The following is a 24,039-nucleotide window of genomic DNA, read 5'->3' as shown; positions in this document are numbered from 1 at the left end:
CGGCCCCGCTACTTCAGCCAGCGTTCGATACGCGCCATCGCCTCGACCATGTCGTCGTGGCTGCCGGCATAGGAAAAGCGCATCGTGCGATGGCCCTGCAGCGGATCGAAATCGCGGCCCGGCGTCGCAGCCACATGCGCCTCGGCAAGCATCCGGCGCGCAAACGCCATGCTGTCATTGGTGTGCCTGGTGACGTCGCAGAAGGCGTAGAACGCGCCGTCCATGGGCGCGGCCAAAGCAAAGCCGAGCTCCGGCAGGCGTTGCATCAGGAGCTCGCGGTTCCAGGCATAGCGCGCCTTCACCGCTTCCAGCTCTGGCGTCGCCTTGAATGCCTCGATCGCGGCAATCTGGGACAGTTCGGGCGGCGAGATGTAGAGGCTCTGGGCGATGCGCTCGACTGGCCGCACCAGTTCCTGCGGCAGCACCATCCAGCCGATGCGCCAGCCGGTCATGCAATAATATTTCGAGAAGGAATTGATCACCGTCACATCCGCGCCGAAAGAAAGCGCGGTCGTGTCGGGCGCCGCATAGGCCAGCCGGTGATAGATTTCGTCCGACATGACGGCGATGCCGAGCTCTTGCGCCGTCTCGACCAGCGCCTCGAGATCGCCGGCGGGGATGACCGCGCCGGTCGGGTTGGCCGGGCTGGCGAACAGCACGCCCTTCAGCGGTTTTTCGCGATGCGCGGCTTGCAGGTGCTCGGCATGCAGATAGGCGGCGCCGTCCAACTCGATCTCGGCGATGTCGATGCCGAGCGCGGCCATGATGTTGCGATAGGCAGGATAGCCGGGCGCAGCGATGGCGACGCGGTCGCCTGGATCGAACATTGCCAGGAAAGCGAGGTTGAAGGCAGCCGACGATCCGGTGGTGACGGCTATCCGCTCGGGCGAAACGTCAAGCCCGTAGTGCTCGCCATAATGCGCCGCGATCGCCTTGCGCAGGCCGGCGAGGCCCAGCGCGTCGGTATAGCCGATGCGGCCTGCTTTCAAGGCATTGGCCGCCGCTTCGCGAACCCCGGCCGGCGCCGGATCGGAAGGCTGGCCGACGGCCATGGAAACGACCGGCAGGCCCTTGGCTTTCAGCCGATTCGCCTCGGCCAGGATGTCCATGGCATGGAACGGTTCGACCGCGCCGCGGCGCGAAAGCGAAACAACCATTTTTCAATCCACCACACTTGTCCGCACGTGCCGGCCATGCTGGCCGCGCCGCACAAATGCCCGATTGGTGTGGGGATCACAAGTTCGGTAAGTTTAGGCTGCCGACTTTTCATCCTTCGCCCACTCGTCTACCAGTGGACCTGCCATGTTGAGCCGACCCAAATCGACGATCGCCAGGACAGCGCGCGCCCTCGCGACGCTTTCGCTTGCCGCGGTGGTCGCCATGGCCGGCTCGGTCAATGCCTTTGCGCAGAATGTGCCGGTTGTGCGCGATGCCGAGATCGAGGCGCTGGTGCGCGATTACGCGCGGCCGATCTTCAAGGCGGCGGGCTTGTCGGGCGACGCCATCAACATCGTGCTGGTCAACGACCAGAGCTTCAACGCCTTTGTTGCCGGCCGCCGCCTGTTCATCAACACCGGCGCGCTGATGACGGCCGAAACGCCCAACGAGATCATTGGCGTCATTGCCCACGAGGCCGGCCATATCGCCGGCGGACACCAGCAGAAATTGCGAGAACAGCTCGAGCGCGCCAAGACGATGGCGATCCTGGCGACGCTGCTTGGCGCCGGCGCCATGGTGGCCGGCGCCACCAGCAACAGCCGCGGTCTCGCCGGCGCCGGCATGGGCGTGGTGGCCGGCGGCGGCGAGATGGCGCAACGCAGTATCCTCGCTTATCAGCGCACCGAAGAGATGACCGCCGACCGTTCGGCGATCACCTATCTCAATGCAACCGGCCAGTCCGGCATGGGCATGCTGAAGACGTTTGGCCGCTTCCAGAACGCATTGTCGCTCTCGGGCGCGCAAGTCGATCCCTACAGGATCAGCCATCCGATGCCGCAGGAGCGTATCGCCAATCTCGAAGTGCTGGTGAAGCAGAGCCCTTACGTCGACAAGGTCGACCCGCCGGCACTGCAGCAGCGCCACGACATGATGCGCATCAAGATCGCCGCCTACATGCAGGGCCAGGCGGCGGCGTCGCGATTGATGCGCAAGAACCCCGGCAGCCTCGCCTCACGCTATGGCGACGCGCAGATGACCTATCTTTTCGGCAATCTGGCGTCGGCGCTCACCAAGACCAACGCGTTGATCAAGGAACAGCCGAAAAATCCCTATTTCCAGGAATTACGCGGCGACATCCTGATGAAGGCGAACCGGCCGAAGGATGCGGCGGACGGCTATGCCAAGTCGGTCAGCCTCGATCCGGCGCGATCGGGGCTGTTGCCGGTCTCTTACGGCCAGGCGCTGATGGCGATCGGCACGCAGGATTCGCTGAAGAAGGCAGTGGCGCAGATCAACACCGGCCTCGGACGGGATCGCGAAAACGCCGCCGGATACCGCTACCTGGCACAGGCTTACGGGGAACTCGGCAACATCCCGGCCGCCGAGCTTGCAACCGCCGAAGGGCATTTCTATTCCGGCGACTACAAGAATGCGAAGATCTTCGCCATGCGGGCGCAGCAGAGCATGAAGCGGGGCGAGCCGGGCTGGCTTCGCGCGCAGGACATTATAAACTACGCACCATCAGGTAAGAAGAAGTGAACCTTTCGGACGCAGGCTGCGACCCAGCCAAAGCGAGCGGACCGGAACACGGGCAAGAGGATCGAGGATCATGACCAAGGCAATTCTGCTGGGCACTACCGGAGTGGCAGCGGCTCTCGCCATGCTGGCGTTCGGCTTCGTCGCCGGCAATCCGCAGACGGCGAAGGCCGGCACGGCACAGCTTGCCCAGACGACGTCCTCAGGTACCAAGCTCGACCGTGCCGAAGTCGAAGGCATCGTCCGCGACTATCTGCTGAAGAACCCGGAAGTGCTTCTGGAAGCCCAGCAGGCACTCGAGGCCAAGCAGAAGGAAGAACAGCGCGTCGCCAGTCTCGGCGTCATCAAAGACGCCAAGGACCAGATCTTCAATTCCTCCTTCGACGGTGTTGTCGGCAATCCGAACGGCAAGGTCACCATCGTCGAATTCTATGATTATAATTGCGGCTACTGCAAACGCGCCATCGACGACATGCGCGCGCTGACCAAGGCCGATCCGGACCTGCGCTTCGTACTCAAGGAGTTCCCGATCCTCGGCCCGGATTCGCAGAAGGCGAGCGTCGTCTCGATGGCCTTCCATTTGATGAAGCCGGAGAAATACGGCGAATTCCACAATGCGCTGCTCGGCGGCCAGGGGCGCGCCACCGAGGCGGCGGCAATCAAGGTGGCGCTGTCGCTCGGCGCCGACGAGGCGGCGCTGCGCGAAAAGATGAAGGACCCGAGCATCACCGAGGCCTTCTCCAAGACCTATGACCTCGCCACCAAGCTCGCCATCACCGGAACGCCGTCCTATGTCGTCGGCAACGAGGTGGTGTTCGGCGCGCTTGGCCAGGAAGTGCTGGCCGAAAAGATCGAGGCGGCGAAGGCCGCGCTCTGATCAGCATTCGGGTTTCGATTAGGCTGCGGGTTTCCGGCACGGGCCGTTTTCCGGCTGTTGTGGACGGCGAAAGAACGCACTTGCGCTCTTTTCGCCAGCGTCTATGCCCATTATAGAGGGTCCGGCGCGCCGGCTTAGCCGCGCCGGGAAAGGTCGGCATATTTTGAAAACGGTTTTCGTCCTGAACGGCCCCAATCTCAACGCGCTCGGCAAGCGCGAGCCGGGCATCTATGGCGGCAAGACGCTTGCCGCGATCGCCGACGACTGCAAGCAGGCAGGTGCCGCACTTGGGCTGGAGATCGATTTCCGCCAATCGAACCATGAGGGCGACCTCGTCGACTGGATCCAGGAGGCCGCCGACAAGGCCGCCGCGATCGTCATTAATCCGGGCGCCTACGGCCATACCTCGATCGCCATTCACGATGCCATCCGCGCTGTCGCGCCGCTGCCGGTCGCTGAGGTGCATCTCTCCAACATCCACGCGCGGGAACCATTCCGCCACGTCTCCATGGTCGCGCCGGTCGCCGTCGGCATGATCTGCGGGTTCGGGCCGCTCGGCTACACGCTGGCGCTGCAGGCGCTGGCTGCACGCCTATGACCGGCCAACAAACAGAAGGCTCGAAAATGTCGATAAAGAAGAACGGTGTTGACCAGCAGCTGATCCGCGATCTGGCGGGCATACTGAACGACACCAACCTGACCGAGATCGAGGTCGAGCTGGGCGATCTGAAGGTGCGCGTCTCGCGGCAGGCCCCGGCCGTCCATGCCGTCGCCACAGCTCAGCCGGCCTTTGCCCCGGCAGCCGCGCAGCCTGCGGCAGCGGCCGCGCCGGCGACGCCCGACGTGTCGAAGAACGCCGTTGCCTCGCCGATGGTCGGCACCGCCTATCTGGCAGCGTCGCCCGACGCCAGGCCGTTCATCGAAATCGGCCAGAAGGTCAAGGAAGGCCAGACGCTGCTGATCATCGAAGCAATGAAGACGATGAACCAGATCCCCTCGCCGCGCGCCGGCACGGTGACGGCGATCCTGTTTGAAGATGCGCAGCCGGTCGAATATGGTATGCCGCTCGTCGTGATCGAGTAGAGCCGGGAACAGGCGAAAGATGTTCCAGAAAATCCTCATCGCCAATCGCGGCGAAATCGCCCTCAGGGTGCTGCGCGCCTGCAAGGAGCTCGGCATCCAGACGGTGGTGGTGCATTCGACCGCCGACGCCGACGCCATGCATGTGCGTCTCGCCGACGAGAGCGTCTGCATCGGCCCGCCGCCGTCGCGCGACAGCTATCTCAACATCCACCAGATCGTCGCCGCCTGCGAGATCACCGGCGCCGACGCGGTGCATCCCGGCTACGGTTTTCTGTCGGAGAACGCCAAGTTCGCCGACATCCTCGCCGCGCACAACATCACCTTCATCGGCCCGACCGGCGACCATATCCGCATCATGGGTGACAAGATCGAGGCCAAGCGTACCGCAAAACGCCTCGGCATTCCCGTGGTGCCCGGCTCCGACGGCGCGGTCACCGAGGACAAGGAAGCCAAGCGCATTGCCGCCGCGATCGGCTACCCCGTGATCATCAAGGCGTCGGCCGGCGGCGGCGGGCGCGGCATGAAAGTGGCGCGTAGCGAGGCCGATCTCGAGGTGGCGCTGCAGACGGCACGCTCGGAGGCGGGTGCGGCCTTCGGCGACGACGCAGTCTATATCGAGAAATATCTGCAGAAGCCGCGCCATATCGAAGTGCAGGTGTTCGGCGACGGCGCCGGGCGCGGCGTGCATTTCGGCGAGCGCGACTGCTCGCTGCAGCGCCGCCACCAGAAGGTCTGGGAAGAAGCGCCCTCGCCGGCGCTCAATGCCGAGGAGCGCGCGCATATTGGCGGCGTCTGCGCCAGGGCGATCGCCGATCTCGGCTATTCCGGCGCCGGCACCATCGAATTCCTCTATGAGGACGGCGAGTTCTATTTCATAGAGATGAACACGCGCCTGCAGGTCGAACATCCGGTGACCGAGGCGATTACCGGCATCGACCTCGTGCACGAGCAGATCCGCGTCGCCTCGGGCGGCGGACTTTCGGTGCGCCAGGAGGACATCCGCTTCCACGGCCATGCCATCGAATGCCGCATCAATGCCGAGGATCCGCGCACCTTCACCCCCTCGCCGGGCACCATCACCCATTTCCACACGCCGGGCGGCCTCGGCATCCGTGTCGATTCCGGCGTCTATTCCGGCTACAAGATCCCGCCCTACTACGACAGCCTGATCGGCAAGCTGATCGTGCATGGCCGCAACCGCGTCGAATGCATGATGCGGCTGCGGCGCGCGCTCGACGAATTCGTCGTCGACGGCATCAAGACGACGCTGCCACTGTTTCGCGACCTCGTTGGCAACGCCGACATCGCCAATGGCGACTACGACATCCACTGGCTGGAAAAATACTTGGCCGAAGGCGAGTGACACAGGGGCGAAGCGATGACCCGTCCCTACGCACCCGGTTATCGCATCCCGACCGACCTGTTGCTCAAAGCCTATGCCTCCGGCGTCTTCCCGATGGCCGAAAGCGCCAATGACCCCGAAGTATTCTGGGTGCGGCCGGAGACGCGCGGCATCATTCCGCTCGACGGGTTCCACATACCGAAAAGCCTGAGAAAGACGATCCGCAAGAACCTGTTCGAGTTCCGCATCGATTTCGACTTCGAGGCGACGATCGAGGCCTGCGCCGAAAGGCGCGAGGAACGTCGGTCGACCTGGATCAACGCGCCGATCCGCGAAGCCTATATCGAGCTGCATCGGATGGGCCATTGCCATTCGGTCGAGGCCTGGCACAACGACCGATTGGTCGGGGGGCTCTACGGCGTATCGCTCGGCCGCGTGTTCTTCGGCGAGAGCATGTTCGCCAGGGAGACCGACGCGTCAAAGGCCTGCCTGGTTCACCTCGTCGAACGCCTGAAGGCGCGTGGCTTTGCACTGCTCGATACGCAGTTCACCACCGAGCATCTCAAACGCTTCGGTGCAATCGACGTGCCGCGCGGCAAGTACGAGAAGATGCTGGCCGAGGCGCTGAAGGGCGAGGCCGTGTTTTTTCCATAACCTGGAATGGTTCATCGTTTCACAGAAACGCAATTCCGGACGGAAAGCCGTTCACACTTTCCTGGAATTGCTCTTGCGGCCGGTCAGCCTTTTGCTGCCGTCACCAGCGGCGTCTGTGCGTGGAACATCATCTTCCAGCCATTGACGCGGTGGACATAGCCGGTGCTGACCAGCGCCGCATAGGCTTCGCCATCTTGCCGCGTCGCACGCGCCTCGTAGGTCAGCATGACGATGTCGCTGCCCGGCTCGATGATGCCCTTGAGGTCGATGTCGAGATCGCGCCAGCGGTTCGGGTCCGTGGCAGTTGCGGCCAGATCGGTATTGCTCATCACCCGCGCCATCTGCGGGAAGGCCACCAGGCAGTCGGTATCGGCATTGGCCTTGAAATAGTCGGCACCGCCGCTCCAGAATCCCCTTTCGATGTCGAGAAGTTCGTTCTTGTTGGCCATCATCATGGCAACGTCCTCCGTAGAGAGGCACCAACGCTCGGGCAACGCGGCGGTTCCGCAGGGCGCGGTATCCGCCGCGCACTGACAGATTCTAGTTGGTTTTGGGGGCGGCGGGTGCCGGCACGTCGGACTTCTGCTTGCAGCCCTTCAGCCAGATATCATAGACGGCATGCTCGACGGCGTTGATCCCGGGGCTTTCGGCAAACATCCAGCCGGTGAAGATACGGCGTATCTTCCGATCGAGCGTGATCTCGTCGACCTCGACGAACGAATCCGTCTTCGGCTCTTCGTTTTCGGGCCGCGAATAGCAGATGCGCGGCGTCACCTGCAAAGCGCCGAACTGAACCGTCTCGTCGATGTAGACATCGAAGGTGATGATACGGCCGGTGATCTTGTCGATGCCGGCGAATTCAGCGACTGGATTGGTGATGCGCTCGGATACTGCGGGTGCTGCAGGCGCCACCGACGCGTCCGGCGCAGGCGGCGCCAATTCCTGCGCAGTAGCAAGCGCCACCATAGAAGCGAGAACGACCGCGGTTAATCCGCCCGTCAAAATTCGGCTGAACATGCTCATGCAAGGTCCGGTGGTTTGCGCCCGGGTGATTCTCTCAACGCCAAGGCTAGTTGCTGCTGTCGGATCAGCAAACAGCTAAACAGCAATTGTGGCGACAAAGGACCGCCCTCGTGGGGACCGCCCCCGTGGGGACCGCGCGCGTGTCGCGGCGATCGATCACGAACCAGGCGTCCAGGCGTCGTAGTCGCCCGTCACTTGCGGACGATGCTGGTTGGTCAGCACCGAGCCTTTCGGGCGATAGGCCGCGGGGCTGCCGGTGAGGTTCGGCACATGCGGCTTTTGCCAGTCGCGTGGCTTGTAGTCTTCACTTGGCGGCGCAACGTCGACACGATGATGGATCCAGCCATGCCAGCCGGGCGGAATCGCCGAGGCTTCCGAATAGTCGCGGTAGATGACCCAGCGACGGGTGCGGCCTTCCGAATCGACGCCGCCCTCGTAGTAGACGTTGCCGACCTCGTCCTGCCCGACCTTCTTGCCATGCCGCCATGTGTGGAAGCGCGTTCCCAATGTCTGGCTGTTCCACCAGGTGAAAAACTGCAGAAGGAAAGTTTTCATTCAAATCCTCGTGGCAAGTCCTTGTAGCAAGTCCTCGCGGCGGCTGCGGCGGCGCCTTTTCCTGCTTATGGCGTCACGGCATTGCGAAGGCAAGGGTCTTGCCGCAACCGGCGAGCAAATGGCTGGCGGCGAAGCGATACGTTCATGCGATCCTCGCGACCGAGCGAAGCAGATGAAATGGGTTGTTGGCAACCTTACGCAGCGTTATTCTAGGAGTTGAAGCTTCGTTGCCTCAAGGACGGCAAATGAGAGGGGCTCATGTCATCGCTGGCGGGCACGGCCGGTCGCGCGTTGCCGCAGGTCGTTGAGGCGATCTACGATTCGATTGCCGACGTCGACCGCTGGCAGGCGACACTCGAGGCCATCTGCAACCTGGCGGAAGGCCAGCTTGCCATGCTCGCCGTCATCGACACGATCAGCAGCTCCGCGCGGTTTTCGGTGTCTTGCGGCGATCCCGCAGTTCTTGAGCCGTTGAAGCATGACTACGGCTCGCAAGTGCCGTTCTATGCGGCGGTTCCCAAGATGGAGATCGACGTGCCGTTCACCGTCGATTCGATCTACGCCCTGCAAGGCCCGGATACGCGACAGAGATGGCTCGAAAGCCGCATCGTGCGCGAATGGGTGCAACCCAACCGCCTGGACGATTTCTTCTGGGTGGCGTTGATGAAGCGGCCGACCCGGATCGGCACGTTGATGGTGGTTACCGACAAGGACAGGCGCCAGATTTCCCGCGAGGATATCGAGCTTGTCTGCCTGTTGGCACCGCATGTGCGGCGCGCGGTGACCATCGGCGACCTGTTCGAGGCCGAGCGGCGCAAGGCCGAAATCTTCCGCTCCATCATCGAAAGCCTCGACCATCCGGTGCTGATCGTCGCAGAAGACATGACCATCATCTTCGCCAACCCGTCAGCCGAAGCGCTGCTCGCCGAAAACATCTCGGTCGCTTGCGTGCGCGGACAGCTTTCGTTCACCTATGCCAACGCCAACGCCGCGATCGGCCGTGCCGTCCAGCTCGGCACGCGCGACGAATTCGCGCTCGGACCTTGCGGCATCAACATTCCCCTGGCCAGGACGGTCGTTCCGGCGGTGGCCCATGTCATGCCGCTGGCGCGGCGTGAAATCTCGGCGCGCATCTCGCAACGCGCCGCCGCAGCGATCTTCATCGCCGCGGCCGGTTCGACACCGACCCCGGCGCTGGACGCCATTGCGGCGCTGTTCGGATTGACCGCGGCAGAAAGGCGCGTCGCCGGTCACGTTGCCGCCGGCCTGACGCGAAAGGAAATCGCCGCGGCCGGCGGCGTCTCGGACGGCACCGTCAAGTCGCAGCTGGCGACGATCTTCGACAAGACCGGTACAGGCGATCAGCGCGAGCTCGAACTGTTGATGCGCGAATTGTCACCGCCGTTGCGCTCCAGTTGATTTTGCTCAGGTTCCCCGGAACCGGCAGCGGTCCAAAAGACTCGGCCGGCAAGTTTTTCAAGCCCTTGAGACCATCGTCCGCAAAATCTGCGAAACGAAACCGGCATCGTTGCAATTCGGCCAAAATCATGGTGCGGTCGTTCGCGGTCCAGAAACGCGGCACTATGCTCGGCTGGAATGAAAATGGTTTCTGGCGCGGATCTCGATCTTTGACACCGACATCTACCGAGCGGCTGCTCCCCTACCTCTTTCTGCTTGGGCTGATCGTAATCGCGGTCGCTTTCCGGCCACTGCTGCCCGTCGACGAAACGCGATATCTCAGCGTCACCTGGGAAATATATCTGAGCGGACAGATCTTCGTCCCGACGATGAATTTCGCGCCCTATCTGCAGAAGCCGCCACTGCTGTTTTGGCTTATCGACCTTGTCTGGAATATTTTCGGCGCCAGCCGGCCGGCGGCGATGCTGGTCATCTTCGCCGCCTCCTCGCTCGTCATCTGGCTGACGACGGCGTTGGCAAAGACCCTGTTTCCGGGCCGCGACGACATCGCGCGGCGCATCCCCTGGCTGGTTGCCGGAAGCAGCGTGTTCGTCATCTATTCGACGCTGATCCTGTTCGACCTGTTGCTGACGGTCTTCGTGCTCGCCGCGCTGTTGTCGTTGATTGCCTTTGCCCGCAGCGGCAACCGCTGGCAGGCCGTTCTGGCCGGGCTGTTCATCGGCATGGGCGTGCTGACGAAAGGCCCGGTGGTGCTGATCCATATCGGCGCGCCCATCCTGTTCTACCCGTTCTGGCGCGACCGGCGGGCGGGACTGACGACACCGAACTTCCTCGCTGGAGTGGGCCTGGCAGTGCTCGCCGCGCTGATTCCGGTGGCGATCTGGCTGGTGCCGGCGACCATCCTGACAAAAGGCAATTTCGTCTACGATCTCGTCTGGAACCAGTCGGCGGGACGTGTCACCGGCAATTTGCGCAATTCGCATGGCCGGCCGTTCTATTTCTATCTGCTGCTGCTGCCCGTCATGTTCATACCGTGGATCTTCATACCCGAGGTGTGGCGGTTGAAGCTGCGCACGCGGATACGCAGCCTGATCGACGCGAAGTCGCCGGATCTGCGCGCCTTGCGCCTGCTGTCATTCTCGTTCGTTGCCGTGTTTCTCGTGTTCAGCGCGATATCCGGCAAGCAGCCTCATTATGTCGTGCCGATGTTGCCGTTCGTGGTCATCCTGTTCGGCTATTTCATGGCGGAGATCCCGCTCGCCAGGCTGAAGAGCTCGGCCATCGTCATGCTTGTCATTTTCGGCATCGGCCACGCGGTGGCATCGGCAACCGCGTTCAAACGCTATGATCTGACGCCGCTCGCCAACTTCATCGACGAGCGAAAGGATGCGGACTGGGCCGTGGCTTTCGACTATCAAGGCGAAGTCGGCTTCCTGGCCCGGTTGCAAAAGCCATTCGAAAGCACCGACAAACCGGAAGAATGGCTTGGCTCGCATCCCAGCGGCTATGTCATCGACAAGGTTTCCAAGGATCCCGGCACTGCAGGGCAAATCGCGTTCCGGCTTCGCGTCGAACGCGGCTATCTCGTCGTGCTGAAGGGACAGCATTGACGATCGTCACCGGTATGCGAGTTCGTCCCCCGCGCGGGAGATGAAGGCGTTGCTGCTTCGTGGTTCCATCGCTCGATAGAACCGGGAGGTATTCATGCGCAAGCTCATCTCGACGACGCTTTTTGCCTTATCGCTCGCTGTGGCCGGCCTTGCCGCCGATCCGGCATGGAGCTTCAAATGTCAGTCCGGAACGATTGGGCAAGGCAGTTGCTCCTGCTCCGGGACCGCCGACTGCACCGATATGCGGCATTCCAAAATGTGCAAGGGCGACCTGAACTGCGGTTCGGGCAAATGCTCCTGCACGGCCGCATTGGTAGTCGACCCCGGCCCGAAAACCCCCAAGCCCAAGGTCGTCGCGCCGATGGCGACAACCAAAGGCGTCGTGAAGCAGTAGATATCCAATCCGAACGGACGGCGGCTCGACGTCGCTGGGCCGGCCCGATGTTTCGCAGTTCATCCCCCGTGCGGGCGATAAACCGCCATCGAACAAATGCTGCTGTCTAGCCGGAGGGTGGTTTCCAACCGAAAGAGCGAGGATACCATGTTGAAAACCTGCACGATGCTGTTCTTCGGCCTGATGGCGGCCACCGCGGCCGCCCAGCCGCCGCCTTCGGGGCCGCCGGTTCCCAGTGCGGCACTTGCCCCATGCAACGCCACACAATCGAACAGGCCCTGCAAAGCCGAACTCGGCGTGTTCCTGATCACCAACACCGTCCGCAACCTGGCGCAAGCCAAGGTCGACGCCACCAACGCACAGCTGGCCGCCCAGGGACGATCGTCACGCGCATCGATCGAATCGCTGAAGCAATGGCGGCCGTCGCGCTTTGCGACGCAGATGCTGAACCAGCCGAACAGCTGGTTTGTCAAAGTTCCTTACATCCTGACCATCAAAGTCTCGATCCCGGTGACCTCCGACCGCCACATCGGCATTCTCATAGACGTCAACGTCTTCTGCAGCGGCTGGCAGACCGATTCCAGCCAGGTCATCATCCGCTCGCAACCCGGCCCGGCGAGCTTCGAGGGCGGCAACATCCTCGAAGACGTTTTCAACGTCGGCAATTACATCGACGCTCAGGTACGCAGCTCGTTTTCGGCACCTCTGCCGGTGACGACGCCGGTTCCAAATTCGAAATGCTCGGCAATAGACGGCTCCGATGCCGGCACGCAGGCCACCGGCGATGATCTCATCTTCTGGACGGTGCCGCGGCGCAACCTGGTGGTGACGGACGCCATAGCCAAGCCGACGGTTGAAGTGACCTTCGACAGCCTCACACGCCTGCCAGCCCGCGACTTCCACAACAATGTCGTCTATGCGGAATCCGAGGCCATAAACCTCAACGTCTATGCCAATGAGGATGGCCGTCAGAAGGTGCTGACGATGCGCGAAGGCGACGTGGCTGCGCTGAACCTTCCCGCAGTACGGCTGGACGCGCGAAAATACGATTCGCTGGTCGTCATCGGCAATGTCGACCAGCCGCCGAACGACCCCAGAGACAGCGCCTTCGCGGTAGCGGCCAAGACTGCGGGATTCGGTGCCGGTTCCAAGATCATGCAGATCCCGAAGTGGTATTCGAGGCCTCCGGACCAGTTCAATCACAAGCCTACATGGATCAGAGTTCCCGGCTACGAGCTGCACTATACGGTGCGCTATCTCAACAGCGGCGGGCTGGCCGTCGATGGTGGAACCAGTACGGTCCGGCCTCCAAAAGTCGCCGTTCCGATAAAGACGCTCATCAAGCCGAAAACGCCCTGACGCGGCCGCTCGCGGATGACGGCGGCGGTTCAGACCGCTGCCGCCTTCCCGCGCGCGGCAGATGCGGCAGCGCCGGCATCATGGCCTGATCTTGCCGCAACAAACGCGCCGCTGCGCCACGAGCGAGCGGCGCCATCGATGGAGACAAACGATGCTGCACCTTCCCCACACCATGCCCGCCGTCAGGATCATTGCGGCAATCTCGCTGCTTGCCTTCCCGAACTTCCTGCCGCCGGTCACGAGCCCGGCGAACGCGCTGCCGGTCAGCCAATCCTGCCGGATCACCACCTATTACAAGACCGCGGCAAAGGCGACGGAGGTTGGCGTGCGCTCGACGTGCCAGGGCGTCAAAAAATGGGGTGTCACCTCGAAATATTACGAGGTCGAAAAAATCGAAGCCGCCACGCCCCCGCACACGTCGGGCGGCGGCGGCAGCCTGCCGTGCGAGTTTCTCGCTGCCGGCTGCTCCAACCTGCCTGAGAAACGCAACTGAACGTCAGGCGAACGAGCTAGCCGATCGCCTTCTCCAAAACCAGCGCCGGCAATCCCGAGGCGCCGCCGCAATCGGCCGTGTTGCCGGCGGGCAAGAACCCCCTCGCGCGGTAGAAGGCGACAGCCGGAGCATTTGCTTCCTCGACCTCGACACGCAGCGTCCGGGCCTCCGGAAAGCTGGCCTCGATTTCGTCCAGCAGCGCCTGGCCGATGCCTTGCCTCTGCCAGGCCGGATGCACGTAAAGCTGGTTCAGCATGACGATCCTGGCATCCGTGGTAGCGGCGGCGAAAGCCATGCCGCCGATGTTTTTGCCGTCGTCGGCGACCAGGAACTCCGAGTTCGGCCGCGTCAGCCGTGCCTTGAGCGCGGCGATAGAATGCCATTCATCGGTGATTTCGGTGACCCGCGGCCCGCCGTAGATGGCATCATAGGTGGCATGCCATGTCTCGACCAGCAATGCGCGCACCGCCGCAAGATCGCGCTCGCCGGCGGTGCGGACGAACATCCTACTCGATCCCGAGCCTGGCCTTGACCAGCTCGTTGACCGCCTGCGGATTGGCCTTGCCGCCGGTCGCCTTCATCACCTGGCCGACGAACCAGCCGGCCATGGTCGGCTTGGCGCGCGCCTGTTCGACCTTGTCCGGGTTGGCCGCGATCACCTCGTCGACCGCCTTTTCGATGGCGCCGGTATCGGTGACCTGCTTCATGCCGCGGCTTTCGACCAGCTGACGCGGATCGCCGCCCTCGTTCCAGACGATCTCGAACAGATCCTTGGCGATCTTGCCGGAGATGGTGCCTTCCTTGATCAGGTCGATGACCGCGCCGAGCTGATCGGGTGAAACCGGAGCATTTTCAATACTCTTGCCGGCTCTGTTCAACGCACCCAGCAAATCGTTGATGACCCAGTTGGCGGCGAGCTTGCCGTCGCGCCCGGCCGCCACCTTCTCGAAATAATCGGCAATCGCCTTTTCCGATACCAGGATCGAGGCATCGTAGGTCGACAGGCCAAGCGAAGCGATCAGCCGCGCCTTCTTGGCATCGGGAAGTTCCGGCAGGTCCTTTGCCAGTTCGTCGACATAGGCCTGGTCGAATTCCAGCGGCAGAAGATCGGGATCGGGGAAATAGCGGTAGTCATGCGCTTCTTCCTTGGAGCGCATCGAGCGCGTCTCACCCTTGTTGGGGTCGAACAGCCGCGTTTCCTGCTCGATCCTGCCGCCGTCCTCGAGGATGGCAATCTGGCGGCGCGCTTCATAGTCGATGGCCTGGCCGATGAAACGGATGGAGTTGACGTTCTTGATCTCGCAGCGCGTGCCGAATTCGCCGCCGGGCCGCCGCACCGAGACGTTGACGTCGGCGCGCAGCGAGCCTTCGTCCATATTGCCGTCGCACGTGCCGAGATAGCGCACGATCGTGCGCAGCTTGGTGACATAGGCCTTGGCTTCATCGGCGGAGCGCATATCCGGCTTGGAGACGATCTCCATCAGCGCCACGCCGGAGCGGTTGAGATCGACATAGGACATCGTCGCATGCTGGTCGTGCATCGACTTGCCGGCGTCCTGCTCCAGGTGCAGGCGCTCGATGCCGACCTCGATGTCCTCGAATTCGCCCTGCCGGTCCGGGCCGACCGAGACGATCACCTTGCCCTCGCCGACGATCGGCTGCTTGAACTGCGAGATCTGGTAGCCCTGCGGCAGGTCGGGATAGAAATAGTTTTTCCTGTCGAAGACCGATTTGTGGTTGATCTCGGCCTTCAGGCCCAGCCCGGTGCGGATCGCCTGCTTGACGCATTCCTCGTTGATGACCGGCAGCATGCCGGGCATCGCCGCGTCGACCAGGCTGACATTGGCGTTGGGCGCGGCGCCGAAAATGGTCGAGGCGCCGGAAAACAGCTTTGCCTGCGAGGTCACCTGCGCGTGGACCTCGAGGCCGATGATGATCTCCCAGTCGCCGGTGGCGCCGGGAACCAGGCGCTTGGCGTCGGGCGTGCGGGTATCGATGATGCTCATAAGGGCCTGCATATTGAAATTGCGGATATGCGAGAACGCATATTTTGATGTGCAACTTCGCTAGTGCAAACCGCCAAAAGAGACAAGCGCAAAGCCGCACGCGCCGACGCGGCACAGGCCCGCACCTGCCGCGACGAACTGCGATAGCAGCTTGAAAAATCGAACTGCCGGCAACCCGGCCGCCGTCACCTATGCCGTGGCGATATAGGCCCTGATCTCCTCGGCCTCGCGCTCGACATCCTCGATGCGGCGCTTGACCACGTCGCCGATCGACACGATGCCGTCGAGCAGCCCGTTCTTCTCCACCGGCAGATGGCGGAAGCGGCCCTTGGTCATGATCTCCATGACCTCGTTGACGGTGTGGTTCTCATTGCAGATCTTCACCTTGGGCGTCATCGCCGAGCGGACGGCAAGGTCGAGCGCCGCCGCCCCCTCCTTGGCGAGAACCCGCACCACATCGCGCTCGGAAAGAATGCCGACGATCTTGTGATCGCCGTTGGTGATGACCAGCGCGCCGATCCTGTGTTCGGAAAGCATGCGGATGGCTTCGCTGAGCTTTTCGTTCGGCCCGAGCGTCACCACGTCGTGGCCTTTTGCCTCGAGAATTGCCTTAACAGTCATGGCGTCCTCCTCTGCATTTCCTGCCGGCTCCTGCCCTGGCCGGCTTTCCCTGGGATGAACATCGTGCGCCGCGATCGGTTGCTTTTCAAGTGCGGCGGTCTCAGGTCTCCGGCTCGTCCGCCTGCCGGGGCACCTGCTCTCGCCGATCAAAAAACCGCAGGCCGAAGAAGCCGGCAAGAAAACCGCCAATATGGGCTTCCCAGGCGATCTGGCCGTCAATGCCAGGCGCCAGGCCGAAGAGGCCGGTCGCGAGGTTGATCACCATCCACATGGCGAGAAAGGTGACGACGCCGCGCGAGCGCAGCACCGCCGCCATCGGCAAAGGCCGGCCGGCGAAGGCGGCCTTGCCCGACGAGCGGTCGATGCGGAAGCCGTAGCGTGCCGCGGCGCCCATCATGCCGGAAATCGCGCCGGAGGCGCCGACCAGCGGGGCCTCGCCAAGCGGGTGCATGGCCCAGAACAGCGCCACCGCCGCCAGTCCGGTCGCGGCGAAGAACAGGCTGAAGCGCAGCGCGCCGAAGCGGTTGGCCAACGGTGAGCCGAAGGCCGCGAGCCACACCATGTTGATGGCAAGATGGGCAAAGCCGCCATGCAGGAAGGCATAGGTAAAAGGGCTCGAAAACGCGAAGAAATCCAGATCGAAGCGGCCGGAATAGCGGATCGGGACAAAGGCAGCCCGGACAAGCAGTTCGAAGTCCTGGTCGTCGGTCAGCCAATAGACCCGGATCAGATGGACCGCGACGCAGATGCCGATCACCGCCAGCACCACGGGCGGCAGGTTGAACACCGGTTCGCGGCGCTCCGGTTCGCGGGCGACAGGCCCGCTCTCGCCCTGCTCGATCTCCGGTGGGCTTTCTGGGTCGCTCATATGGCTTGCACTCAGTCGCTGGATTGGACTTGGCGAGCATGTAGATCACGGCCAACCGAATCACAAACGGCGAATCAGCAGCCCCGAATCAAAAAAAGAAGCCGTCCAAGGTTTCCCTTGAACGGCTGGTCGAGCCCCCTTGCTCCCCCTGAACTCTTGACTGAAGTGCTGCCGATCGTCGCAAAACGACCGCTTCTGGAGTGGTTTTGGTGTGCCACAGGGCTGGCAGGCGCGCAACGTAAACCAGTTGTTAACCTTAACCGCCCCGACCCGTGAACAAGTATTAACGATGCTGGCACGCATCCTGCTCCGCAACGCATGTAGGTCTTCGGAGGGCGCCCTTCTGTTCACCGATGGGACATCAGAAGACAGAATGCGCGGAGCAGCATTAGCATGAACCAGACCGGATCGATCACGCTGTTCCATTATTGGAACCGGTTGCGTGACGGACGCCCTGCCCCGAAACGCTCGGAAGTCGAACCGGCCGATATCAAGTCGCTGCTGGCCGACACGTTCATCCTGGAAAAGGACACGCGCGGCGAAGCGGTGTTCCGGCTGGCCGGCACCAGGCTCTGCGCGGTCTATGGCCGCGAACTCAAGGGGTTTTCATTCCCTTCACTGTGGCGCGAGAAGGACCAGCGACTGATTTCGAAGCTGACCGATGGCGTCTTCGACCTGAAATCGGTGATGCTCATCACCTATGAGGGTTTCAGCCGCAACGGCCGGTCCAACAGGTTCGAGCTGCTCGCGCTGCCGCTCGACGGCGGTGTCGAGAGCCCGCGCTGCCTCGGCGTGATAAGCGCCGTCGAAAAACCCTTCTGGCTGGGTGCCGACCCGGTTCTCGACGCCTTGATCGATTCGATCCGTGTCGTCGATCCCGACAAGGAGCCGATGTTCCTGAAGAACCGGCCGGCGATAGAGGTTCCCTCGCTCGCCCCATCGGAATTCGACCCGCCCGAGACGATTTCGGCGCTCGGCCAGGCTCGCCGCATCCGTCACCTGGTCGTCTTCGACGGCGGACGCGAGGAATGATGCCCAAAGCTTAAAGCAACAGCGCCGGGCTTTCCCCTTTGTTAACCTGCTTTGTTGTAGTTTTCCGCTGAAATTCCCCGCATCCATGCGCGGAATGCCGAACGGGGTATGGCAGTGATGAGGTCAGCGGCGGTCGACCATGCGCCGTCCCAAGCTGAAAGGCGTAACTTTCAGCGCGTCCGCGTGAAAATTTACGGACGCTTCATGCTGGAAGACCGCACCGAACATCCCTGCCAGGTGGTCGACATGTCGCCCGGCAACGTTGCGCTGCGCACCGAGCGCGCCGGCCTGGCTGGCGAAAAGGTCATTGCCTACATCGATCACATCGGCCGCATCGAAGGCGTCATCACCCGCACACTGCAGGATGGCTTTGCGATGACCGTCATCGCGTCGGAGCGCAAGAGGGACAAGCTCGCCGCGCAACTGACCTGGCTTGCCAACAAGCACGAGCTCGACCTGCCGGAAGACCGCCGCCATGAACGCGTCGCACCGCGCAACCCGACGAGCGTGCTGCAGCTTGCCGACGGACGCCAGTACCAGTGCCGCATCATCGACCTGTCGCTGTCGGGCGCGGCGATCGAGATCGACGTCAAGCCGGCCATCGGCGTCCAGGTGACGCTGGGCACCATGCGCGGCCAGATAGTGCGGCATTTCGAAGATGGCCTCGCCATCGAGTTCGCCGTCATCCAGCGGCCGGAAACGCTCGATACCGAATTCAGCTCATCGCGCGGCTGACGCGGAAGCGTTAGCACTATCGGGAAGAGAGGCTGGCGATCCTTCGCGCCCCCCTCTGTCCCGCCATCCTGGCTGTTCGAACGGTGCGACGAAGCATGGGAACATGCCCGGCTGGAATCCTTAAACAATTCTATATTCAATTGCGTCAAATTTTATGTTTATTCTATTGGCGTTTTACTTAATGTCTACTTCGCACTTTTGCGTCAAATAAATCCAGTCGTGTCATTGTCTCCTCAAACGGGGAGACTGAATAATGAACAGGATGAGGGGCAAGCTGTTGCTGGCGGCAATAGCGATGCAGCTTTTCGGTTGGGGGACTGTAAACGCGGCGGAGCCGGCCTTCATGCACACCGGCGGCCGCACCACGCAGCCGGTCGGACACTACGAATTGTGCCAGCAGCTTCCGCAGGAATGCAATCAGAGGACGCCTGGCCGGGCACCCGTCGAGCTGACCCGCAAGCTGTGGGCAACGATCGTCAAGGTCAACAATTCGGTCAACAGCAGGGTCGCGCCGCGCACCGACATGGAAATGTGGGGCAAGGAGGAAGTCTGGTCCTTTCCCAATAGCGGCTTCGGCGACTGCGAGGACTATGCGCTGGAAAAGCGCCGCGAGCTGATGAGCATCGGCGTGCCGGCCGGCGATCTGCTGATGACGGTGGTGCGCCAGCGCAATGGCGACGGCCATGCGGTGCTGACCGTGCGCACCAGCCTTGGCGAGTTCATCCTCGACAATCTCCAGCCCAAGGTGCTGTCCTGGACCAATACCGGCTACACCTACCTGAAGCGCCAGTCCGAGCGGAATTCCGGCGCCTGGGTGACGATCAACGACGGCCGCTCCGACGCGGTCGCCAGCGTCCGCTGAGGACGCCAAGGCATGTCGCCCAAAAGCGCGTAGCGGTTTTGGGATAACGACATGCATAAAGCAGAGGTTAAGTGCGTCGCATGACTTCGCGCTTTAGGAGAAACCCGGTCGAGTCCCCACCCTCCCCGTCCCCAACGACCGGGTTTAAGGAGCCGGCCCCGTCCCCGGGCCGGCTCCACCATTTCCGGGCTTGCGATAGGCGGCCTTCACTGACTGGCGCTACACTTTCCTCAGCCCCGCCCTGAACCTCTTCCCGTTGGCCACATAATGCGCGGCCGAGGCGCGCAGCCTGGCGACTGCGGCCTCGTCGAGCATCCTGACGACGCGCGCGGGCGAGCCGACGATCAGCGAATTGTCGGGAAATTGCTTGCCTTCGGTGACCAGCGCACCGGCGCCGACCAGCGAGTTGTTGCCGATCTTCGCGCCGTTCAGCACGATGGCGCCCATGCCGATCAGGCTGTTGTCGCCGATCGTGCAGCCATGCAGCAAGGCGCGATGGCCGATCGTGCAGCGTTGGCCGACGGTCAGCGGAAAGCCGGCGTCGGTGTGCATGATTGTGTGCTCCTGCACATTTGTGTCGGCGCCGATGACGATCGGCTCATCGTCGCCGCGGACGACGACGCCGAACCAGAAGCCGGCATTGCGGCCAATGCTGATATTGCCGATCAGGGTGGCATCGGGCGCGATCCAGTTGCTGTCGGCGTCCTCGAAGGCGGGCGCTTTTCCGTCAATCGCGTAGATCGGCATTGCTGTCTCCAGATCGTCTCACACCGACAAGCTGCCAGACCCTAGAAGCGAAGCCGCCCAGGACGCAATGGCGATCACCACCATGCCCAGCGCCAGCGCCCAGATGGTCGCCGTACAGCCGCAGGAGATCAGCCCCAGCACCGAGATGCGACGCTCGCGCCAGGCGTCCAGCGCCTCGTTGGCGAACATCAGCGGCCCGGCGCAAGCCGTCGTGGCGAGCGAGCGCAGCATGTGCTTCGACGATACATAGGGCTGGACGAAGGCAAGCCTACGGCCGGCGATCAGCTCCATCACCGATCCGGTCAGGCCGCAAGCCGTCAGCCCAGCCATAAAACTGAATATGATTTGTTCGACCGGGCCCATCTTTACCCTCCGTTTACCATGAAATCGCACAGTCGCCCGCAAAGCTGCGAAGCAAGAGCCGTGCGCGCCGAGATGTGCCGTTCAGGTACACCCGATGGGACGGCAAATGAGGATCGCGATGAAGCAGGCAGCCGCCACAGAGGGCCCGCAACTCAGCGTCGTCGATTCGACGCTGATGAAGCGAGTGTTTTATGCGTTCGCGACGCTGGCGCTGCTTTCGGTGGCGATCAGCCTTGGCGGCAAATGGTTCGGCCGCTCGATTGCCATGGCCGGGTACACCGACGACACCACGGTCCACAAGGTCGTCATCGGCAACAACGTCATCGCCGTGCCGGCCAATGTCATCCGCTTTGCCCAGGCCCGGCGCGACGGCATCGCCTCGCGACTCGACCTCTATCTGCGCTATCCCGAGATGGACGGCTACAGCGAGGCTGCCCGCAACGACTTCAACCACACCGGACCCAGCAAGGACATCGTCTTCCTGTCGTTCGAGCCGCAGATGATGTCGCGCGACATGAGCGGCCGCTTCGCGCCGATCTACAGCGCGCTGATCGCCAAGCCGGGTACGCCCGGCCCTGGCGGCACCACGCTTTACGCCTTCAGCGAAAAATCAGGCTATCTGAACGAAGTGCTGGCGGTCGCCGATCGCCCCGGCAAGGATCCGTTCGTCGCACGCTGCCTGAGCGGCCCGAGCTCGGACGAATCGCTGGCGCCCTGCGAACGCGACATCCTGGTCGGCGACAATCTCAGCCTTACCTACCGCTTCCCCCGGGAATTCCTGGGCGACTGGCAGGGGCTCGACGCGGCGATTTCGGGCGAGGCGGCACGTGTGCTGAAGGCCGGGCGGTAAGCAACGAAACGAGCCGTTCCGTAGCGATCCTTCGCGCCCCTCTCTGTCCTACCGGACATCTCCCCCACGAGGGGGGAGATCGGCCGTCATCTTGGCTTTCGCCAGTCTCCAATGTTGCAGGAAGAGTGCAGCGCCGAGGCTGCCAATCTCCCCCCAGGTGGGGGAGATGGGCGGCAGGCCAGAGGAGGGCGCTGTTCCGCCGGCGTCCTGCAAGGTTCCGTACCGCCGCAGCGCTTGAGGCGTAGCGGCCAGCTAAACTCCCAACTCAGGCCAGATCGATGTCGAGGATCGCCATCGAGAAATTATAATCGCCGTCGTCCTCGTCCTTGAAGACGATGCCGAGGAACTCGTCGCCGACATAGACCTCGGCCGAATCTTCCTTGCGCGGCCGCGCCTTCACTTCGAGTTTAGGGTTCTGGAAGGTGCGCTTGAAATAGGCGTCCAGCTTTCTGATTTCGTCCGGCTTCAACAGTCTTCTCCGATCGTCGGCTTCTTCGTTTGAGCGCGCTTCTGGCACGTCGACAATGGCCATGTAAAGGCAAGCCGGCGAGAGAACACGGGCAATCGCCTCAGGTTTGCGCTGCCCCTCATCGCCCTGCCGGGCACTTCTCCCCGTATAGTGACGGGGAGAAGGCCGCCTTCGCAAAAAATTTCGCCAATCTCCAGCGTTACAGAAACAGTGCCGAGGCCGCAGTCAGCCCCTTCTCCCCGTCACTATACGGGGAGAAGATGCCGGCAGGCAGATGAGGGGCAGCGCCGACATTGATAGTTGGTCCGACGCGACAAGCCCCTGCCCGAGCACTCAGATGTCGAAGCTGACGACGTGGTCCATCGTCTGCGATGGCAACAGCTGGTCCATCTGCCGCGAAGGCTGGTCGCAGCCGGTCTCGCCGACGACGCGGGCCGGCACGCCGGCAACCGTCTTGTTGTGCGGTACCGGCGACAGCACCACCGAGCCGGCCGCGATCTTCGAGCAATGGCCGATCTCGATGTTGCCGAGGATCTTGGCGCCGGCGCCGATCAGCACGCCGTAGCGGATCTTGGGATGGCGGTCGCCGCCGGCCTTGCCGGTGCCGCCCAGCGTCACGCCGTGCAGGATCGACACGTCGTCCTCGATCACCGCCGTCTGGCCGACGACGAGGCCGGTGGCGTGGTCGAGGAAGATGCCCTTGCCGATGCGGGCAGCCGGATTGATGTCGGTCTGGAACACCGAGGACGACCGGCTCTGCAGATACAGCGCGAAGTCCTGGCGGCCCTGGTTCCACAGCCAATGCGCCAGCCGGTGCGTCTGGATGGCGTGAAAACCCTTGAAGTAGAGCACCGGCATGATGAAGCGGTCGCATGCCGGATCACGGTCGTAATAGGCCTGGATATCGACGCGCACCGTCGTCGACCAGTCCTTGTCGTCGGCCGCCATCGCCTTGAACGTCTGGCGGATGAGGTCGGAGCCGATGTCCTGATGGGCGAGGCGCTCGGCCAGCCGGTGAATGACCGCTTCTTCCAGGTTTTCCTGATTGAGGATGGTCGAATAGAGGAACGCCGCCAGCAGCGGATCGCGGTTGACCGCTTCCATCGCTTCGTCGCGGATCGAACGCCAGATCGGATCTACCGGCTGCACCCTGGTGGGACGGGAAATCGTAACGCTGTTCATCTGATGTCTCCGGCCATCCAATGTCTCGGCCATCCAATGTCTCGGTTGGCGGCTTGCCTATTCTCCGGCCGCACCTATAAGCCAGATCATAGCACGGGTGAACTCAATTTTCCTTAGTGCTTCGTGAAATGGATTTGGTTGGCGGAATTTCAAGCAGCCATGGAAAACGCAACCTTGATGGACGAGACCCTGAAGCGCGAGCTTTCCGCGCTCTATGAGGCCGAAGATCGCCACTACCACGACCTTGGCCACATCGAGGCGACGCTGGCGCTGGCCAATGATTACAAGGCGTTGTTGCATGATCCTGAAGCAGTCGAGGCAGCGATCTGGTTCCACGACGCGATCTACGACAGCCGCGCCAAGGACAATGAGGCGAGGAGTGCCGCACTTGCCGAGGAAAAGCTCGCCGGCCGCGCCGATGCACAACGCATCGGTCGCATCGCGGCGATGATCACTGCCACTGCCGGCCACGAATTGCCGCCCCTTGGCGACCAGCATTCGGTTCGTGACGCGGCGCTGTTCCTCGACATGGACCTGGCGATCCTGGGTGCTGCGCCCGACGTGTTCGACGCTTATGAACAGGCGGTCCGCCGCGAATATAGGTGGGTCGATGAGCCGATGTGGCGGGCCGGCCGTGCCGCAGTCCTGAATGGCTTCCTCGCCCGCCCGCATGTCTTCCACAGCAAGGAGTTCCGCCGGCGCTTCGAAACCCAGGCCCGGCATAACATGGCGCGCTCGCTCAGGGCGCTGGGGCACAGCCCGCGCCGATCGTAGCCCGACGCGTCGGCCACTTGCGTCCGG

General features: G+C 62.8%; 28 protein-coding genes. 16 read left to right on the top strand and 12 right to left on the bottom strand.

Annotated features, from left to right (window positions below; genetic code table 11):
* Window positions 1-8 precede the first annotated feature (8 nt).
* On the bottom strand, window positions 9-1,157 hold the full coding sequence (locus NKI29_RS20795) for a pyridoxal phosphate-dependent aminotransferase (protein WP_352570910.1): 1,149 nt from the start codon (window positions 1,155-1,157) through the stop codon (window positions 9-11).
* Window positions 1,158-1,302: 145 nt separating this feature from the next.
* Here NKI29_RS20795 and NKI29_RS20790 point away from each other — a divergent pair, with 145 nt between their 5' ends.
* The 6 genes from NKI29_RS20790 to aat all read left to right on the top strand — a co-directional run bounded on the left by NKI29_RS20790 (window position 1,303) and on the right by aat (window position 6,650).
* Complete coding sequence (locus tag NKI29_RS20790) at window positions 1,303-2,697, top strand: M48 family metalloprotease (protein WP_352570909.1); 1,395 nt, start codon at window positions 1,303-1,305, stop codon at window positions 2,695-2,697.
* Between the two features lie 70 nt (window positions 2,698-2,767).
* On the top strand, window positions 2,768-3,571 hold the full coding sequence (locus tag NKI29_RS20785; protein WP_352451092.1) for a DsbA family protein: 804 nt from the start codon (window positions 2,768-2,770) through the stop codon (window positions 3,569-3,571).
* Between the two features lie 163 nt (window positions 3,572-3,734).
* Window positions 3,735-4,169 carry a type II 3-dehydroquinate dehydratase gene (gene aroQ, locus NKI29_RS20780; protein WP_031211260.1) on the top strand — a complete coding sequence of 145 codons (435 nt, stop codon included), beginning with the start codon at window positions 3,735-3,737 and terminating at the stop codon, window positions 4,167-4,169.
* Between the two features lie 26 nt (window positions 4,170-4,195).
* Window positions 4,196-4,654, top strand: coding sequence for an acetyl-CoA carboxylase biotin carboxyl carrier protein (gene accB, locus NKI29_RS20775; RefSeq protein ID WP_352570908.1), 459 nt, complete (start codon window positions 4,196-4,198; stop codon window positions 4,652-4,654).
* A 19-nt stretch (window positions 4,655-4,673) separates the two neighbouring features.
* Complete coding sequence (gene accC / locus NKI29_RS20770; protein ID WP_023674822.1) at window positions 4,674-6,017, top strand: acetyl-CoA carboxylase biotin carboxylase subunit; 1,344 nt, start codon at window positions 4,674-4,676, stop codon at window positions 6,015-6,017.
* A 15-nt stretch (window positions 6,018-6,032) separates the two neighbouring features.
* Window positions 6,033-6,650, top strand: coding sequence for a leucyl/phenylalanyl-tRNA--protein transferase (aat, locus tag NKI29_RS20765; RefSeq protein WP_023674821.1), 618 nt, complete (start codon window positions 6,033-6,035; stop codon window positions 6,648-6,650).
* 83 nt (window positions 6,651-6,733) lie between these two features.
* Here the strand turns inward: aat and NKI29_RS20760 are convergent, their stop codons facing one another.
* From NKI29_RS20760 to NKI29_RS20750, 3 genes are all read right to left on the bottom strand, one after another.
* A complete protein-coding gene (locus tag NKI29_RS20760) occupies window positions 6,734-7,102 on the bottom strand; it encodes a hypothetical protein (protein WP_352593854.1) in 369 nt (122 codons plus the stop codon).
* An 88-nt stretch (window positions 7,103-7,190) separates the two neighbouring features.
* Window positions 7,191-7,673 (bottom strand): DUF2155 domain-containing protein, encoded by a 483-nt coding sequence (locus NKI29_RS20755; protein WP_023674819.1) that lies wholly within the window; start codon window positions 7,671-7,673, stop codon window positions 7,191-7,193.
* Window positions 7,674-7,829: 156 nt separating this feature from the next.
* Window positions 7,830-8,228 (bottom strand): NADH:ubiquinone oxidoreductase subunit NDUFA12, encoded by a 399-nt coding sequence (locus NKI29_RS20750; protein ID WP_023674818.1) that lies wholly within the window; start codon window positions 8,226-8,228, stop codon window positions 7,830-7,832.
* A 258-nt stretch (window positions 8,229-8,486) separates the two neighbouring features.
* Between NKI29_RS20750 and NKI29_RS20745 the strand changes: the two genes are divergently transcribed.
* The 5 genes from NKI29_RS20745 (at window position 8,487) to NKI29_RS20725 (ending at window position 13,503) form a co-directional block, all read left to right on the top strand.
* On the top strand, window positions 8,487-9,647 hold the full coding sequence (locus tag NKI29_RS20745) for a helix-turn-helix transcriptional regulator (RefSeq protein ID WP_352570906.1): 1,161 nt from the start codon (window positions 8,487-8,489) through the stop codon (window positions 9,645-9,647).
* Between the two features lie 209 nt (window positions 9,648-9,856).
* On the top strand, window positions 9,857-11,257 hold the full coding sequence (locus NKI29_RS20740; protein WP_352797110.1) for an ArnT family glycosyltransferase: 1,401 nt from the start codon (window positions 9,857-9,859) through the stop codon (window positions 11,255-11,257).
* A gap of 94 nt (window positions 11,258-11,351) precedes the next feature.
* On the top strand, window positions 11,352-11,651 hold the full coding sequence (locus NKI29_RS20735) for a hypothetical protein (protein WP_352570904.1): 300 nt from the start codon (window positions 11,352-11,354) through the stop codon (window positions 11,649-11,651).
* 147 nt (window positions 11,652-11,798) lie between these two features.
* Entirely contained in the window at window positions 11,799-13,010 is a 1,212-nt protein-coding gene (locus NKI29_RS20730; protein WP_352797107.1) for a hypothetical protein, read from the top strand.
* A gap of 151 nt (window positions 13,011-13,161) precedes the next feature.
* Window positions 13,162-13,503 (top strand): hypothetical protein, encoded by a 342-nt coding sequence (locus NKI29_RS20725; protein WP_352578246.1) that lies wholly within the window; start codon window positions 13,162-13,164, stop codon window positions 13,501-13,503.
* A 16-nt stretch (window positions 13,504-13,519) separates the two neighbouring features.
* Here NKI29_RS20725 and NKI29_RS20720 read toward each other — a convergent pair whose 3' ends face one another.
* From NKI29_RS20720 to NKI29_RS20705, 4 genes are all read right to left on the bottom strand, one after another.
* The gene (locus NKI29_RS20720; RefSeq protein ID WP_352782710.1) at window positions 13,520-14,008 is read right to left on the bottom strand and encodes a GNAT family N-acetyltransferase; all 489 of its coding nucleotides are present in this window, start codon (window positions 14,006-14,008) and stop codon (window positions 13,520-13,522) included.
* Window position 14,009: 1 nt separating this feature from the next.
* Window positions 14,010-15,509: an Asp-tRNA(Asn)/Glu-tRNA(Gln) amidotransferase subunit GatB gene (gatB, locus tag NKI29_RS20715; RefSeq protein WP_352458468.1), complete on the bottom strand. Its 1,500-nt coding sequence runs from the start codon at window positions 15,507-15,509 to the stop codon at window positions 14,010-14,012.
* A gap of 189 nt (window positions 15,510-15,698) precedes the next feature.
* Window positions 15,699-16,130 (bottom strand): CBS domain-containing protein, encoded by a 432-nt coding sequence (locus NKI29_RS20710; protein ID WP_023674810.1) that lies wholly within the window; start codon window positions 16,128-16,130, stop codon window positions 15,699-15,701.
* A 100-nt stretch (window positions 16,131-16,230) separates the two neighbouring features.
* Complete coding sequence (locus NKI29_RS20705; RefSeq protein ID WP_352570900.1) at window positions 16,231-16,998, bottom strand: rhomboid family intramembrane serine protease; 768 nt, start codon at window positions 16,996-16,998, stop codon at window positions 16,231-16,233.
* A 393-nt stretch (window positions 16,999-17,391) separates the two neighbouring features.
* Here NKI29_RS20705 and NKI29_RS20700 point away from each other — a divergent pair, with 393 nt between their 5' ends.
* From NKI29_RS20700 to NKI29_RS20690, 3 genes are all read left to right on the top strand, one after another.
* Entirely contained in the window at window positions 17,392-18,030 is a 639-nt protein-coding gene (locus NKI29_RS20700; protein WP_352492545.1) for a PAS domain-containing protein, read from the top strand.
* A 117-nt stretch (window positions 18,031-18,147) separates the two neighbouring features.
* Window positions 18,148-18,765: a PilZ domain-containing protein gene (locus NKI29_RS20695; protein ID WP_352570899.1), complete on the top strand. Its 618-nt coding sequence runs from the start codon at window positions 18,148-18,150 to the stop codon at window positions 18,763-18,765.
* 262 nt (window positions 18,766-19,027) lie between these two features.
* Window positions 19,028-19,627: a transglutaminase-like cysteine peptidase gene (locus NKI29_RS20690; protein WP_198023528.1), complete on the top strand. Its 600-nt coding sequence runs from the start codon at window positions 19,028-19,030 to the stop codon at window positions 19,625-19,627.
* Window positions 19,628-19,846: 219 nt separating this feature from the next.
* Here the strand turns inward: NKI29_RS20690 and NKI29_RS20685 are convergent, their stop codons facing one another.
* A complete protein-coding gene (locus tag NKI29_RS20685) occupies window positions 19,847-20,374 on the bottom strand; it encodes a gamma carbonic anhydrase family protein (RefSeq protein WP_352570898.1) in 528 nt (175 codons plus the stop codon).
* An 18-nt stretch (window positions 20,375-20,392) separates the two neighbouring features.
* A complete protein-coding gene (locus NKI29_RS20680) occupies window positions 20,393-20,737 on the bottom strand; it encodes a DUF6949 family protein (protein WP_352570897.1) in 345 nt (114 codons plus the stop codon).
* A gap of 118 nt (window positions 20,738-20,855) precedes the next feature.
* Here NKI29_RS20680 and NKI29_RS20675 point away from each other — a divergent pair, with 118 nt between their 5' ends.
* Window positions 20,856-21,587 carry a hypothetical protein gene (locus tag NKI29_RS20675; protein WP_352797104.1) on the top strand — a complete coding sequence of 244 codons (732 nt, stop codon included), beginning with the start codon at window positions 20,856-20,858 and terminating at the stop codon, window positions 21,585-21,587.
* 265 nt (window positions 21,588-21,852) lie between these two features.
* Here the strand turns inward: NKI29_RS20675 and NKI29_RS20670 are convergent, their stop codons facing one another.
* Both NKI29_RS20670 and cysE read right to left on the bottom strand, forming a co-directional pair.
* Complete coding sequence (locus NKI29_RS20670) at window positions 21,853-22,056, bottom strand: DUF3126 family protein (RefSeq protein ID WP_023674799.1); 204 nt, start codon at window positions 22,054-22,056, stop codon at window positions 21,853-21,855.
* Between the two features lie 333 nt (window positions 22,057-22,389).
* Window positions 22,390-23,238, bottom strand: coding sequence for a serine O-acetyltransferase (cysE, locus tag NKI29_RS20665; RefSeq protein WP_023717455.1), 849 nt, complete (start codon window positions 23,236-23,238; stop codon window positions 22,390-22,392).
* A gap of 159 nt (window positions 23,239-23,397) precedes the next feature.
* Between cysE and NKI29_RS20660 the strand changes: the two genes are divergently transcribed.
* Window positions 23,398-24,012: an HD domain-containing protein gene (locus NKI29_RS20660; protein WP_352797101.1), complete on the top strand. Its 615-nt coding sequence runs from the start codon at window positions 23,398-23,400 to the stop codon at window positions 24,010-24,012.
* Window positions 24,013-24,039 lie beyond the last annotated feature (27 nt).

Source organism: Mesorhizobium sp. M0678, assembly GCF_040320505.1.
In the GTDB taxonomy this organism is placed as follows: Bacteria; Pseudomonadota; Alphaproteobacteria; order Rhizobiales; family Rhizobiaceae; genus Mesorhizobium.
Note: the sequence above shows the minus strand (reverse complement) of the source record. Positions and strands in the feature narration are given on the sequence as shown.